Here is a 12889-nt window from a genome sequence, read left to right as displayed (position 1 = left end):
TACCTCAATAATGCATCCATACTGCTTTAAAACTTTTTCCGGAATTATAGTTTAAAGATATAATATTAATAGAAGTTATTTCCAGAACTCATCAGCATACACCTCTTTTTTCTCAGGGTGAATATGATCCAGTTCTTTTCCGATCCAGTTCAGAACAGCATTGTTAAGTTTTTCCTCCAAATGGGGAAACCAGTTCCGTTCTTCAAAACGGATATGTTGTTCAAGAAGTTCCGCAAAATCAGAAAGCAGACGGGTATCTTCCGAGTGTTCGATTTGAGAAGCCAGTACCTTTATCTGAGCATGTTCTGACCGGATGCGTTCAGTATATTCATCCTCAAGATAAGCACAAAGGATCTGTTCTTCTTCTCTGAAATGTTCTTCCAGATAATTGTGCCAGAAGTGAAGAATATACTTTTTAATTCTGTCCGTTTCAATTTCCTTCTTCAGTCCTTGTCTGATTTTCCAGCTGCAAAGCAATCCGAAATGATGATCCCGTGAAAGAAGAATTATATTTTGGTTACGTTTCATGATTTTTTAATTAAAATAAAAAAGAAAACTAAACCTCATAGATTTCAGAAACTTATGAGGTTTAAAGTAAAGATTATATTATCGTTTTTCTTTCAGTGACCAGCCGAATTTTAACCCGATGATAAAAACAACCAGCAAAAATTCTCCGGCAGCTAGTAAAATATCCCCGGGAACCCGCATCCATCTTAAGAAATGCATGATATCCGTCTGCATAAATTCTGCGGAACGGGCATACCAGTATCCTTCTTTAATAGAGGCTACCGATTGCATAATACCTATAGGAAGAAGGCTTATCGTCACCATAACCAATAATCCGATATTGGTCAGCCAGAAAGCCCAACCAATTAATTTGTCATTCCATTGGCGGTCCGGGTACAGACCTCTGAGGACAAACATCATTAATCCGATTCCTAAAATTCCATATACGCCGAACAGGGCAGCATGGCCATGAACGGCCGTTGTGTTTAATCCTTGGATATAATACAGGGCAATCGGAGGATTGATGGCAAATCCGAAGATTCCTGCTCCTAGGAAATTCCAGAAGCACATGGCGATAAAACAATATATTGGCCATTTGTAAGCCTGAATCCATTTTGTAGATTTGCTGAGCTGATAATTCTGATAGGCTTCATAACCAATCAGGACAAGAGGTACAATTTCCAATGCACTGAAGGTAGCCCCCAAAGCAAGCACAGCAGTAGGCGTAGCGCTGAAATACAGGTGATGGAAAGTACCTAAAATACCTCCGCCAAGGAAAATAATAGTAGAAAATAATACGGCATTGGTAGCGGATTTCAGGCGTAATAATCCCAATCTTGTAAATAAGAATGCCGCCACTACGGTAGCAAAAACTTCAAAGAAACCTTCTACCCAAAGGTGTACAACCCACCATCTCCAATATTCGGCAATAGCCATATGAGTTTGCCTTCCATACATCAGACCGGCGCCATAGAACATGGCAATTGCTACAGAAGAAAGAGTAAACAAAAGGAGTAAGTGGCGGTCTCCGTCTTTACGTCTTAAAGCAGGAAGTAATGCTCTTACCATCAAAATCAGCCAGAGAATCAGCCCGATCAGCAATAAAATCTGCCAGATTCTCCCCAGTTCTACATACTCATATCCCTGATGTCCCCATAAAAAGTTATCTACCAACCCTAATTTTTGCATCACTCCCAGCCATTGCCCGGTTAAAGATCCTAACACAACGATCAGTAACGCTCCAAACAATACATTGACACCCAATTTCTGATATTTGGGCTCATATCCTGAAACCGCTGGTGCTATATACAATCCCGTAGCCAGCCATGAGGTAGCAATCCAGAATATTGCCAGTTGGACATGCCAGCTTCTGGAAACAGATTGAGGAAGAAACTGATCTAAAGGAATGCCGTAGAAACCACTTCCTTCGACTCCATAATGGGCTGTAATGACTCCGGCAAGCATCTGAACTAGGATTAGTAAGGCAACCACCCAGATATATTTTAAAGTAGCTTTCATAGATGGAGTAGGCTTCATATTCCGCAGAGGATCTTCAAGAGGAAGCGCTTCGTTGATTTCTTCCTCTTTATTCCTTGCGTGATAAAATACCAGAAGTCCAACACAAGCCAACAGTAACAATACACTGAATCCTGACCACAGGTGAAGCGATGGAGGTGGAACATTTCCTACAGCCTCATCATGAGGCCAGTTGTTGGTATAGGTGACATCATCTCCGGGTCTTTCTGTGATGCAAACCCAGGTACTCCATGCAAAAAAGGCATTCATTCTGGCCATCCTTCCGCGATCTTTGATGGTATTTTTGGGAATGGCATACTGATCACGCAGTTCCGACATGGAAGGATCATTCATGAATAATCTGGAGTAGTATTGAGAAAGTTGCTTTTGTACTTTTGCTCTTTCAGGAGAAAAGACGATCTCATTTTTATTTTTATTGAAAGTATTGGTACGGAGCTCCTTTTTCAGCAGTACCTGATACTTTGCCTGTTCATCATCAGGAAGTTCTTTGTATGTCTTACCTTCCTTTTTGGCCAGTTCGTCAAGCAGAAGAACCGCTTCCCGATGAAGATAATCGGCAGTCCAGTCAGGGGCAATATAAGCGCCATGTCCCCAGATGCTTCCCACGGTCTGTCCTCCAATAGACTGCCATACATTCTGACCATCTTTAATGTCCTGCCCCGTGGCAATCACTGTACCGTCCGCACTTACTATTTGATCCGGAATCGGAGGAACTTTTCTATAGATTTCGGTTCCGTAAAATATAAGAACTGCAAATGAGGCAATCATCACAATAGCAAGTCCTATCCAAAGTTTTTTAGGTGTCATTCGGAGAAGTTTTTAAGATTCAACAGTAAATTCTTTTTCCAGCTGAATGGCCTTTGGGAAAAGAATATTGTTTTCCAGATGAATATGCTTGTGCAGATCATTTTCAAAATCCTGGAGCATGGCAAAGGCTACTTTGTATGTGTTGCAGGCATCGGCAGGGGGAAGATATTCATCTGTGATCTCCGCTATTTTTCTGAAGCGTTCTCCTTCCACAGTATGCTCATGCTGCATCATATTCACCGGGTTTTCCACGGTGCCGAACGCTGGTTGTGACAGATGGCTGCCTGATATTTTAGCTTTAATCATATTTCTTACAAAAGGAAACAGAATAAGCTCTTCTTTTTTCATATGAGCGGCCAGGTCGTGGGCTGATTCATTAAATAAGGTGTTGATCTCGAATAATTCAGGATGCCTGCCCCCGTGAACTTTACATAGTTTATCCAGGAAGGCCTGCAAGACAGGAGTTTTCTCTTCTACATAACGATGGTGCGTTTTCTCAATATAATCTGCCAGAAGGTCCAGTGGCCAGCTGTTGAAATCGATGGAAGAGCCTTCGTTTTTTGGGATTGCCTCCAGTTCTGCATAAATTTTTTCAGGATCGAGTTTCTTGTTGCTGCAGGCCTCTTCTATCGTTCTTCCGCCTTTGCAGCAGAAATCGATTCCGTGTCTTTTAAAGATAGCAGCGGTTCTGAAGTCTTCTGCTACCATATTTCCTATTAAATCTGTTCTTGTATTCATAATATAATACTTTTTTGTCTTTTATTATTTTAAATTTTTTTGATTACTTTTTGAGCGAAAGAATGTACTTTACCATCTGTTGAGCGTCGTCTTTGCTTAATCCTTCATGAGGCGTCATCGGAATATCCCCCCAGTTGCCTTTTCCTCCGTCAATGATTTTCTGAGCCAGCTGATCAATATCTTTTTCGGTGTATTTTACAGCTACATCCTGGTAAGAAGGCCCGATTAATTTGGCATCTATTTTATGACAGGCAAGGCAATCAGCTCTTTTAATCAATGTAAGGCCGGGATCACCGGAAGTGTTTGGGGCAACAGCCGGTTCGAGGGTACTGACAGGTTGAGACGGCGCCTGTCCTGTGGAAGGTCCAGGTACTGGTATAGGAGTTGTTCCGCTTTTGTCAGAGCATGATAAGTTTATTGCTAATACGCTCAAAATCATTGCTATATTTATAAGTTGTGCTTTCATAATAATTGATAATGATTTATACTTTTTGTGCAAGAATGGACACCGCACAAAGGTTGTTCTCAAATTTTTTGAATGTTTTTCTCATTTGCATTATCCTGCAACGGATTTTAGGCTGCATGACTACATTTCCCGCGATTTTCAGGAATCCGGAAAAGCCTTCATCGCTGATTATTCTTTTAATTTCCAACAGGTGCATCGGTGCTGTTTCTGTTTTTAAAACCTTAAATCCCTCTTTTTCCAGTAAATGAGTCCATTCAGGAATGGTGAGTGGGCGGGTATTTACCTTCAGGGTTAAAGCGAGCTCCTTCTGAATCTGTAATTTTACATTTTCATCCAGACTGTCAGGAGCGAGGGCCAGCTCATGGATGGCATAAAAGCCCTTAGGTCTCAGGATTCTTGAAGCTTTCTGAATAATCTCAGATTTTCTGTGATCGGCATGCATGCTCAGCATAGCTTCACCATATACTTTATCGGCGGATTGATCAGCTAGTGAACTCTGTGCCGCATTTCCCAGTTGAAATTGTGCAGAAGTATGTTTGAAATTCTTTTTCAACAGGTTTACAGACTCCTGTTCGGCATCAATGCCTATATAAGATGCCGGATTTTTTTCCAGAGTGAGTTTTGCGGTAAAACCAAGACCCGGAGCAAATTCGACTACACGATCATCGGGGGTAATATTCAGCATAGCCAGCATCTCTAGGGTAAGCGCTAAACCTCCCGGACGAAGGACTTTTTTACCGATCTTGGCCAGCAGCCAGTGGGCGGACATTTTTTCAATAGGATCTGTTTTCATTGGGTTGGGTTCTAAATTGTAATACAACAGCCAGGATCAGAATGATGGCTTTTGCTGTTTCGGCATAAATAAAATAATCATGCAGCGGAGTAGGAGCCAGTGGCTTACCGGACGAAATGAGATCTGCCCGTTCATCTAAAACCGGAAGCATCCAAAACTGTTCTAAGACCAGGATAGAAAGTAAAACAATGGTGATTGTAAAATCCAATTTTGTATAGTGGCTCTGGCTGATTGTCATGAAGATCAGAATCAGGGTCAGAAATAGGGCCTGTATTTTTGTAGAGATTCCGAACATCAGTTTCCCCAACCCCAAAGCTGTTGAAAGTGTTATTCCCTCTACCTGAAACTTCAGAGGAGTTTCTACAAAGCTTACTGTTATAAACATTCCTGCCATAAGGCAGAATAACATGAGTATAACAGGGTTTTTAAGATAGAGTTTCATTTTTTTGGATTATTTAATATATTAATACCTTTTTATCTTTTATTGATTTAAATTTTTTTATGCCTTAAGGTAGGTCAATTTTAAATCCAGGTTATCTACAAACATTTGTACTTTGGATGTTTCAAGCATAATGCGAAGATCCTGTCTGATACTTTTAAACTGGTTATGGAGAGGACAGGGATGAATTTCAGAGCATTGATCGAGCCCGAGTCCGCATCCGGAAAACAGTTTATCACCGTCAATTTCCCTAACAATATCAGCAATATTGGTGCCCAGGTTTTTCTCATCCATATAGAAACCTCCATTCGGTCCCTTTGCAGATTGTACAAATCCTTTTCTGCTCAGATCCTGAAGGATTTTCGCGATAAAATGCTCAGGAGAATTAATGCTCTTTGAAATGTCTTTAATTCCGACCCTGCTGTCATTTTTAGACTGCTGGGCAATATAAATTAAAGCTCTTAAAGCATACTCGCAGGTTTTGGAAAACATTGTAACTGATTTTATAGGGCAAATATATAAATTTATTTTTAATAAAAGATAAAAAACTCTTTTATTTTAATGAGGCTTGATAAAGATCATGAAAAGGTTTGGTAAGCATCTATTATTTTTATCATATCATTAGTTCCGGCGTCCATCGGCTCTTCGGCAACGGCAATACGATATTTTGAATTTTGTATCAGTATAGCGCTGATCAATTTTTTTGAACTTTATGAAAAGAGCAGTCATTACAATGCTTTTCAGGATCACTTGAGTGCTGTGGATCCTTTTGTAAAAGACTTTGTTCATAAACAGGCTCTAAGCTTTCGGCCGGAGGAATGCTTGAAGACCATGCTGTAAAGGCTTCCAATAAACTGTTGGTGGGAAGAATGAATGTCCAGAATCATGTAAGTTTTGCCATGGATTATTATGAAATGATGATATGGCTACTGGCAGCATTTCTGTTGCTGATTCTTCTTTTTCCCTATCTGAACCGTACTGCCCTTTATTTAAAATCCCACAGATTATCACCTGCATAAACGTCAATCATTAATTCTACAAGATAGTGCTAGAATTTCATTTTCCATTAACATTCTAGTGTGATCCTGCTTTTCAGAAAGGGATTTACAGTGATTTATACCTTTGAATCTGATAATTTTACCTTGTGGATATTCATCACAGAAGTAAATGTACCTTATTTCCCAATCTTTTTTAAGTTGGTAGCATTTCTTTTATCCCACGACATAGGATATACTTTTAAGGGGGAGTGATACGTTTTCATTTTACACGAATTTTTACACGGTTAAAATTTAACGCTCAAGGAAAATTAAAAATATAAAACTGCAAACCCTTTGTGGATGAGGGTTTGCAATGAATTTGTACCCATAACCGAAGATATATCGAAACATTTGGTGGGAGATTTAGAAAGAATTGTAGAATTAAATAATCCTGTCATCTGACCTTGACGAGCTTCTATAAAAATATTTTTGTCAATGATTTAATCCGTTTTTAGCCAAATTAAACAAGAATTGGTAATTCCAATTTTAACTTTTAATCACTTACAGTGGTAAAGTTTTTTGCAATATAATTTTTTTTTGGTAAATGTAATAATCAAATAGATATATTTAGATCTTAGTTGGCTTCAACTATTTTTACTGTTTAATGAAGATTTAATTAATAGTTTGATATTAATAGATAATCTAATGAAAGTTATGTATTTTCTTAAAACAGAAAATACTACTCATAGGTTTATAGTTTTTTTTTATGTAAATTTTAATATTTAAAACAAAAATCCATCTTCAAAATTATTTGAGATGGATTTTTCTAAGTTTATTTTTAAATTAGAGAGAAAAAACTGTTCAGATTTTATTTACACTGTTTTTTCTTTGGCAAAAGAAGGTATGTTTTCTCAAAAACAAATTTTTAACGGATACAAAGTATTATTTAAATCTGAATTAATAAAAGTTATGATTTATTTAATGGATAAATTCATTTTCTGTTATTTAAATTCAGATGACAGTTCTGATCTTAACTAAATTTTTGGCTTCATCAACATTTATTCAATACAAATTTTAGGTAATTTTTGTTTGGAATACTAATATTCTTAAGTAAATGCCAAGTGATGTTGTTCTTCTTTAGCAGGTTTGGTAAATTAGTAAAAGATAACTTCTTCTCCACTTATTTAATGCTTTCATTGTATGCTCGTTATAAAGTAATATTTTGTAATTTTAGAATTAACAAAACAATTAATATACTATGAAAATTATACTAGATACAAACATTTATCGAAACTTGATTAGAGATAAAACCCCCAGAGGAAATTGATTCATTACAAAAAGAAATAATCGAGGCAGCTAAAGATAAATCAATAATTATAACATTTCCTATAATTCCAGCAATGGAACTTATAAATCATTATAATGATGCTCATCCAATTGAAAAAGATGAATGTAGAAAAGGTCTGACACTATTAGTTAACTTGTCTACCGAAAAAACAAACAATAATTTACACGTTAAATTTACTCCGCCAATGGATGTAATTCTAGGGAACTATCTTTTTGGAAAAGAAGAAAATTTTCTGAAAATGTATTCCCAAACGATAACACTAGCACAAAAACTTGCAGGAAATGATCCAATTACACCTGAAGATAATATTGATGATGCCATTGAAGCGGTTGGCAATCAATTAGATTTTGAAAAAGAGATGATTAGACAAAACTACGAAAACTACATCAAATCTATCAATGAAGGAAATGTGGATTGGGCTTACTTTGAAGGCAAAGTCAAGAGAGAACAAAGGCGAAAATTTTTGGCTAGTTTGAGAAAAGGGGAATTGTCATTTTTAGTTGCACAAAGTATGATTGATCGAGCATATTTTAATGTAAAAGAAACCTATCAAAAGGATGAAGGGTTTTTTCGAACGGTTGTTAAGTTCATGAAAGATTTTTGTCCGGCTCTTGTAATGAATGAATTATTATTGGACAACATCGGAAACGGAGTTATTGCAATTAGTGATTTGAAAGATAAACGCTGGAATACTATCCTAGATATTTCTTTAATATTTGGAACTCTTTATAATCCACAGGGTGAGGATGTTGTTTTAGTAACAGAAGATCAAAATATAATTGATTCTTTCAATAAGTGTGGTTTTGACGGTAAGGCTATAAAGTTGACCGATTTTCTTGCGTTACTAGGCTTGGAACAATAAAGATTCTTGCCTTCGGCTAAACTGTGATTTTTAAAAAATTCATGTTAAACATTTTCTCTTTTACGGAAAACCGTAATTGACTTATTATAATATTTCTTAAGTTTGATATATAACTAAAAAAATATCCATATGCCAAATTATGATATTGTCGTTAGAGACAACAAGAATAAAATCTGCCAATTCTTTATCGGAATTTCGGGAGATTATGAAAACGACATTACAATGAATGTTGCAGAAATACAAAAGAAATTTCCAGAAGTGAATATGCATACAATTGATACTGCGAAAAACTATGTAAAACATTTTGAAGATTTAGGATATACAATTGATAATGATCTTTACAGTAATCTGTTGAATTCTAAGTAAACAAATCAAATTCTGATATTTTGAAATAGTTTCTTTTAAATTAACTTTTTGTTGGCAATAGCTTTCATAAGTAGTAGCTGTTTAGTGCTTCGAGACATTCGAGGCCTTTTTTTATTAATTAGAATATAATTTACATTATTATAACCTTGGAGAATATGTATGAAATTATTTACATCAGTACCACACATAAACAAAATGGACAGTGTAATGCTGATGAACTTTGTAAAATAGTTGAACAAATACATCCTGAAGTTATTTTTTTAGAAGCCTTAAGAGAAACTTATTCGAACAATCAAGAACATTTATTTTCCGACTTTGGGATTTTGCATAATAAACTTGAGATCGAAGCAATCCAAAAATATCAGTACAAATCTACCTTTAAATATGTTCCTGTGCTGGATAGTGGAATGTCCGACGTATTTAATGAAAAATATGAAATAGCAACTCAAAATATAGAGTTACAAAGAAAAATAGAAAACTTTAATGTATTATCGGCAAAATATGGTTTTCAGTTCCTTAATAGTGATGTAAGTATACAGCTTCAGGAAGATATGCGCAAATTGGAAAACATTATTTTAAGTGATACCGCATTAAACAAAGATGCAATCAATTCTATTGATTTGTACGAAGATGAGATGCTTGACAATATTTATTCATACTGTAAAACCAACCAATTTGACAAGGCAGTGTTTATGTGTGGCGTTGCCCATCGAAAATCAATAATTAATAAGGTAGAAAAATTAAATAAAAACAAAGATATAACTTTAGATTGGAACGTTCTTAGGTTTTAAAGCGATGCATTATTTTAAAATTAGAAACATGAACATAGAGGAATGTAAAGAACTTCTTGATCTCTTTTTAGCAAGATGGACTGTTGAAAATGTCTTAGATATGACTTTGGAAGAATATGTAGGGCTTGGAAATAAAGACACATTTTGTCAGTGGATAGAAACAAGAACGAGAATACTTGGAAGCATTAAAGGAATGACTTCTATTAAATTCGGAATATATGAAAGGAAAGATTTAACTAAAAGACCAAAAAACTATAAAAATGATGAAAAATATTCCTGGCTGAAGGCATATGGGGTTAGTAGAAAAACTGCATTTGAGAATACTAGAAATGACCTGATTAATATTATAAAATTTTCGGAATGCGGGAAATTTGATCTGATTGATAATATCCTTTTACCTGACCTGTTTAAATGGAAAGTCGCGTTTTTGTACTCTAATGAAAGGCTTATCCCAATATTTAAACGTGATGTTTTGCTTAAAATAGCACATTTTTTTGGTCTAAAAGCAGATCGTAATACCAAAATTTCAGACATTCAGAATGTAATGATGTTGAATAAACCGGCAGATCTTGATGTATATAGTTTTATGAGAAAGTTATACGACGAGTTTGGTACTGAAGATGATAAAATTGAAATTGCAGGAAGAACCATTCGAATAAAAGAAATGAGGACAAAGAGGAGGGCGACAGGATCGAGAAATATTGAAACGCAGGTAAGAAAGGGAGGAGCTTCATACGTGGCACAGCAGAAGCATAACAAAATTCAGGAAGCATTAGTAAAATTACTCTCCGACACGTATGGTAGGAAAAATGTTCTAATTGAGGAGAATTTCATTGATGTAAAACTCATCCAGCCGGATTATGTTTCTTTTTATGAGGTCAAATCATCATCATATGCTTCTCAATGCGTAAAGGAAGCACTGGGGCAGATATTACTTTATTCACTCAATGATAGAGATGAAAGACCTAGGAAGCATATTATCGTGGGACAGTACCCGGCAAACGATAATGATATAAAATATATCGAATATTTAAAACAGAATTTGAAACTTGAATTTGATTATATAAATGTAGCAATAGAATAAAAAATCGCAGAAAGCTGAAAATACTTAACTACACATAAAATAGAGTATGGATATTGAAAAATATAAAGAAAATGCCTTAAAGATTTTATCTCCCATAAAGCCAGTCGATGTAAATACAAAAGCAAACGAAGAACTTTTATTTTTTGCTGAAAGAAGTGATGCAGGAAGAGAGATTCATGATTACTACTTAGTTTATTTTTTATTTGTAAATTTATTAGGTTTCAGAGATGCAGGAAGATTCGAGAAGCTTGCTTGGTCTATTCCAATTGATTTCAATGGAAAAGCATTTTTAATTGAGCATAGGAAAATGGGAGTGGGTGTTTTTATTCAAAATAAAGAAGATGAAGAGGATGCTCGAATCATTACTAAGAAAATTAATGGCGCTATAAAATCCTCCAGACCATACTTTAATTATTTAGCTGAAGAGGCTATCAGGAATTCTGCAATAAATATTGTAAATAACAATGGATATTTATTTGAAAGGTTTAATTATTTTTTGAAGCTTTATAAAGCAGCAAATAAAAAACTAAGTAAATTATCGAAGGAAAGTATTTGGAAAGATAATCATTTGATACTTGCCTCGAAAGAATATCATAAAGTAAGACCAAATGTCAGATGGCTAGCAATTTCTACAATTGAATCCTTTTTTAGCTGGACAGAACATTTGTTCATTCATCTTGCGGTCATTACACAAAAGATAAAAACAGGTGAGGAGGTTACAAAATTAATTGATGCTGAATGGAAAACTAAATTTAATACGGTCATATCTGACGATAAGCTAAAAGAATATTATGATGAATTACTTTTAATTAGAAATCAAGTTAGGAACTTTGTGGCTCACGGTGCATTTGGAAAAGAAGGTAATGCATTCTATTTTCATTCCGGTGCAGGTGCTGTACCTGTAAGAATGGATTTCAATAAGACCAAAAATAGGTTTTCTTTTAGAGGTACACTGGAATTTAAAGACCATGAAGTGATAGGTTTGATAGAATCTTTTATCTCTGATGTAAATAGCTCCAATTTAAAACCGGCTCTCACCTATACACAAGGCCATGGGTTGGTCACAATTTTACCTTATGCAAGCAATGGGATGTATGAATCTGCTATGCATGATAATGACACAATGGAAAAATTTTGTGATCATTTGCAGGGAATCTTTGACAATGCAGCAAATATGGACTGGTAAAATCTAAATCTACTAATAAGCTAATAAACCAATGACAAAAATTGAAAGGGTAGAGCAGTATCTACATAAATTTTTCACGTATAATATTTTTGAGTTCACTGATTTTTACAGGGCAGTAAACGAACAGAGAGAATTTGGGATTTATAGGCTTCCAAAGGGAGATGAAATTCTTAATTTTCTGAATAATATTCATTCCAATATTGAGGAAAATCTCAACTTCGAACAATTAATACCTCATAGATTTGCTACACCGCAAAACTTACTTTTTTATTTACAAAGATTTATTGATGACATTAATGGAGACAGGCATCTTGTAGATAGCCTTTATGACGGTGAAGATACCGATTGGATTATTTCCAGCTTTGTGATGTATATAGAAAAGATCTTATCAGCTTTTGAATATGCCATTGAAATTTATGATCTAGAGGATGAAAATGTTTTACTATATCAAAAGTTGAGATATCAATTAATAAAACACAATATAGACGATTTCATTACTGATCTAAAATCCATTTTTGCAAACGTTTCTTACGAGATTGTTAAACAGACAGAAGGCTATTATCATGCAAATGTCTTTTTGATTTTGAAACTACTTGGATTTGATATTGTTCCGGAGGAATCAACAAATATTGGAAGGATAGATGCAGTTATACGATTTAGTCGTAAAATATATATAATGGAATTCAAATTTTCAGAGGATTCTGATGATTCTCAAGAAGCTTTAGACCAAATTTTAGTTAAAGATTATGCAGAAAAGTTTAGAATTGATAATCCTGACATTTATGGAATTGGAATCAGCTTTAACAGTAAAATAAGGAACATCAGAACCTATAAAGAGAGCAAACTTTAATATCTATTTATATGAATTAGTCAATACTTAATCTGACAGTTATAATCAAATTAAATAACTTTAAAACAGATTAAGTATTATGACAACACAACAAAAAATTATCAAAAACAAGCTAGGCGTACTTGAATTAGCACAACAT

General features: G+C 35.0%; 15 protein-coding genes. 8 read left to right on the top strand and 7 right to left on the bottom strand.

Annotated elements, in window-relative coordinates:
* Positions 1–75: 75 nt before the first annotated feature.
* The 7 genes from A1704_RS22970 to A1704_RS22940 form a co-directional block, all read right to left on the bottom strand.
* Positions 76–528 (bottom strand): hemerythrin domain-containing protein, encoded by a 453-nt coding sequence (locus A1704_RS22970; protein WP_062676326.1) that lies wholly within the window; start codon positions 526–528, stop codon positions 76–78.
* 78 nt (positions 529–606) lie between these two features.
* A complete protein-coding gene (locus A1704_RS22965) occupies positions 607–2850 on the bottom strand; it encodes a nitric-oxide reductase large subunit (RefSeq protein ID WP_062676325.1) in 2244 nt (747 codons plus the stop codon).
* Positions 2851–2862: 12 nt separating this feature from the next.
* A complete protein-coding gene (ric, locus tag A1704_RS22960) occupies positions 2863–3588 on the bottom strand; it encodes an iron-sulfur cluster repair di-iron protein (protein ID WP_062676324.1) in 726 nt (241 codons plus the stop codon).
* A gap of 43 nt (positions 3589–3631) precedes the next feature.
* Positions 3632–4054 carry a c-type cytochrome gene (locus A1704_RS22955; protein ID WP_062676323.1) on the bottom strand — a complete coding sequence of 141 codons (423 nt, stop codon included), beginning with the start codon at positions 4052–4054 and terminating at the stop codon, positions 3632–3634.
* Between the two features lie 16 nt (positions 4055–4070).
* Positions 4071–4847 carry a class I SAM-dependent methyltransferase gene (locus A1704_RS22950; protein ID WP_062676322.1) on the bottom strand — a complete coding sequence of 259 codons (777 nt, stop codon included), beginning with the start codon at positions 4845–4847 and terminating at the stop codon, positions 4071–4073.
* A complete protein-coding gene (locus tag A1704_RS22945) occupies positions 4828–5289 on the bottom strand; it encodes a hypothetical protein (protein ID WP_062676321.1) in 462 nt (153 codons plus the stop codon). The genes A1704_RS22950 and A1704_RS22945 overlap by 20 nt, the downstream gene beginning before the upstream one ends.
* 57 nt (positions 5290–5346) lie before the next feature.
* A complete protein-coding gene (locus A1704_RS22940; protein WP_062676320.1) occupies positions 5347–5778 on the bottom strand; it encodes an RrF2 family transcriptional regulator in 432 nt (143 codons plus the stop codon).
* A gap of 326 nt (positions 5779–6104) precedes the next feature.
* Between A1704_RS22940 and A1704_RS24835 the strand changes: the two genes are divergently transcribed.
* The 8 genes from A1704_RS24835 to A1704_RS22900 all read left to right on the top strand — a co-directional run bounded on the left by A1704_RS24835 (position 6105) and on the right by A1704_RS22900 (position 12750).
* Entirely contained in the window at positions 6105–6305 is a 201-nt protein-coding gene (locus tag A1704_RS24835) for a hypothetical protein (protein WP_062676319.1), read from the top strand.
* A 774-nt stretch (positions 6306–7079) separates the two neighbouring features.
* Positions 7080–7301 carry a hypothetical protein gene (locus tag A1704_RS22930; RefSeq protein ID WP_062676318.1) on the top strand — a complete coding sequence of 74 codons (222 nt, stop codon included), beginning with the start codon at positions 7080–7082 and terminating at the stop codon, positions 7299–7301.
* Positions 7302–7663: 362 nt separating this feature from the next.
* Entirely contained in the window at positions 7664–8473 is an 810-nt protein-coding gene (locus A1704_RS22925; RefSeq protein WP_062676317.1) for a hypothetical protein, read from the top strand.
* Positions 8474–8602: 129 nt separating this feature from the next.
* Positions 8603–8839: a hypothetical protein gene (locus A1704_RS22920; RefSeq protein WP_062676316.1), complete on the top strand. Its 237-nt coding sequence runs from the start codon at positions 8603–8605 to the stop codon at positions 8837–8839.
* Between the two features lie 155 nt (positions 8840–8994).
* Complete coding sequence (locus tag A1704_RS22915; protein WP_062676315.1) at positions 8995–9630, top strand: hypothetical protein; 636 nt, start codon at positions 8995–8997, stop codon at positions 9628–9630.
* A gap of 28 nt (positions 9631–9658) precedes the next feature.
* Positions 9659–10714, top strand: coding sequence for a hypothetical protein (locus A1704_RS22910; protein ID WP_062676314.1), 1056 nt, complete (start codon positions 9659–9661; stop codon positions 10712–10714).
* A gap of 46 nt (positions 10715–10760) precedes the next feature.
* Positions 10761–11900: a hypothetical protein gene (locus A1704_RS22905; protein WP_062676313.1), complete on the top strand. Its 1140-nt coding sequence runs from the start codon at positions 10761–10763 to the stop codon at positions 11898–11900.
* Positions 11901–11931: 31 nt separating this feature from the next.
* Complete coding sequence (locus A1704_RS22900; protein WP_062676312.1) at positions 11932–12750, top strand: PD-(D/E)XK nuclease domain-containing protein; 819 nt, start codon at positions 11932–11934, stop codon at positions 12748–12750.
* The last annotated feature ends 139 nt before the right edge of the window (positions 12751–12889 follow it).

It is taken from the genome of Chryseobacterium cucumeris, assembly GCF_001593385.1.
In the GTDB taxonomy this organism is placed as follows: domain Bacteria; phylum Bacteroidota; class Bacteroidia; order Flavobacteriales; family Weeksellaceae; genus Chryseobacterium; species Chryseobacterium cucumeris.
The sequence above is the reverse complement of the archived record's forward strand: the minus strand, read 5'-3'. Positions and strand labels throughout refer to the sequence as shown.

Bases quoted from the DNA above. Each gene is read 5' to 3' on its own strand.
- A1704_RS22905 (WP_062676313.1), top strand. From the start codon at position 10,761: ATGGATATTGAAAAATATAAAGAAAATGCCTTAAAGATTTTATCTCCC.
- A1704_RS22970 (WP_062676326.1), bottom strand. From the start codon at position 528: ATGAAACGTAACCAAAATATAATTCTTCTTTCACGGGATCATCATTTC.
- A1704_RS22920 (WP_062676316.1), top strand. From the start codon at position 8,603: ATGCCAAATTATGATATTGTCGTTAGAGACAACAAGAATAAAATCTGC.
- A1704_RS22915 (WP_062676315.1), top strand. From the start codon at position 8,995: ATGTATGAAATTATTTACATCAGTACCACACATAAACAAAATGGACAG.
- A1704_RS22940 (WP_062676320.1), bottom strand. From the start codon at position 5,778: ATGTTTTCCAAAACCTGCGAGTATGCTTTAAGAGCTTTAATTTATATT.
- A1704_RS22910 (WP_062676314.1), top strand. From the start codon at position 9,659: ATGAACATAGAGGAATGTAAAGAACTTCTTGATCTCTTTTTAGCAAGA.
- A1704_RS22965 (WP_062676325.1), bottom strand. From the start codon at position 2,850: ATGACACCTAAAAAACTTTGGATAGGACTTGCTATTGTGATGATTGCC.
- ric (WP_062676324.1), bottom strand. From the start codon at position 3,588: ATGAATACAAGAACAGATTTAATAGGAAATATGGTAGCAGAAGACTTC.
- A1704_RS22925 (WP_062676317.1), top strand. From the start codon at position 7,664: ATGGAACTTATAAATCATTATAATGATGCTCATCCAATTGAAAAAGAT.
- A1704_RS22900 (WP_062676312.1), top strand. From the start codon at position 11,932: ATGACAAAAATTGAAAGGGTAGAGCAGTATCTACATAAATTTTTCACG.
- A1704_RS22950 (WP_062676322.1), bottom strand. From the start codon at position 4,847: ATGAAAACAGATCCTATTGAAAAAATGTCCGCCCACTGGCTGCTGGCC.
- A1704_RS24835 (WP_062676319.1), top strand. From the start codon at position 6,105: ATGCTTGAAGACCATGCTGTAAAGGCTTCCAATAAACTGTTGGTGGGA.
- A1704_RS22955 (WP_062676323.1), bottom strand. From the start codon at position 4,054: ATGAAAGCACAACTTATAAATATAGCAATGATTTTGAGCGTATTAGCA.
- A1704_RS22930 (WP_062676318.1), top strand. From the start codon at position 7,080: ATGGATTTTTCTAAGTTTATTTTTAAATTAGAGAGAAAAAACTGTTCA.
- A1704_RS22945 (WP_062676321.1), bottom strand. From the start codon at position 5,289: ATGAAACTCTATCTTAAAAACCCTGTTATACTCATGTTATTCTGCCTT.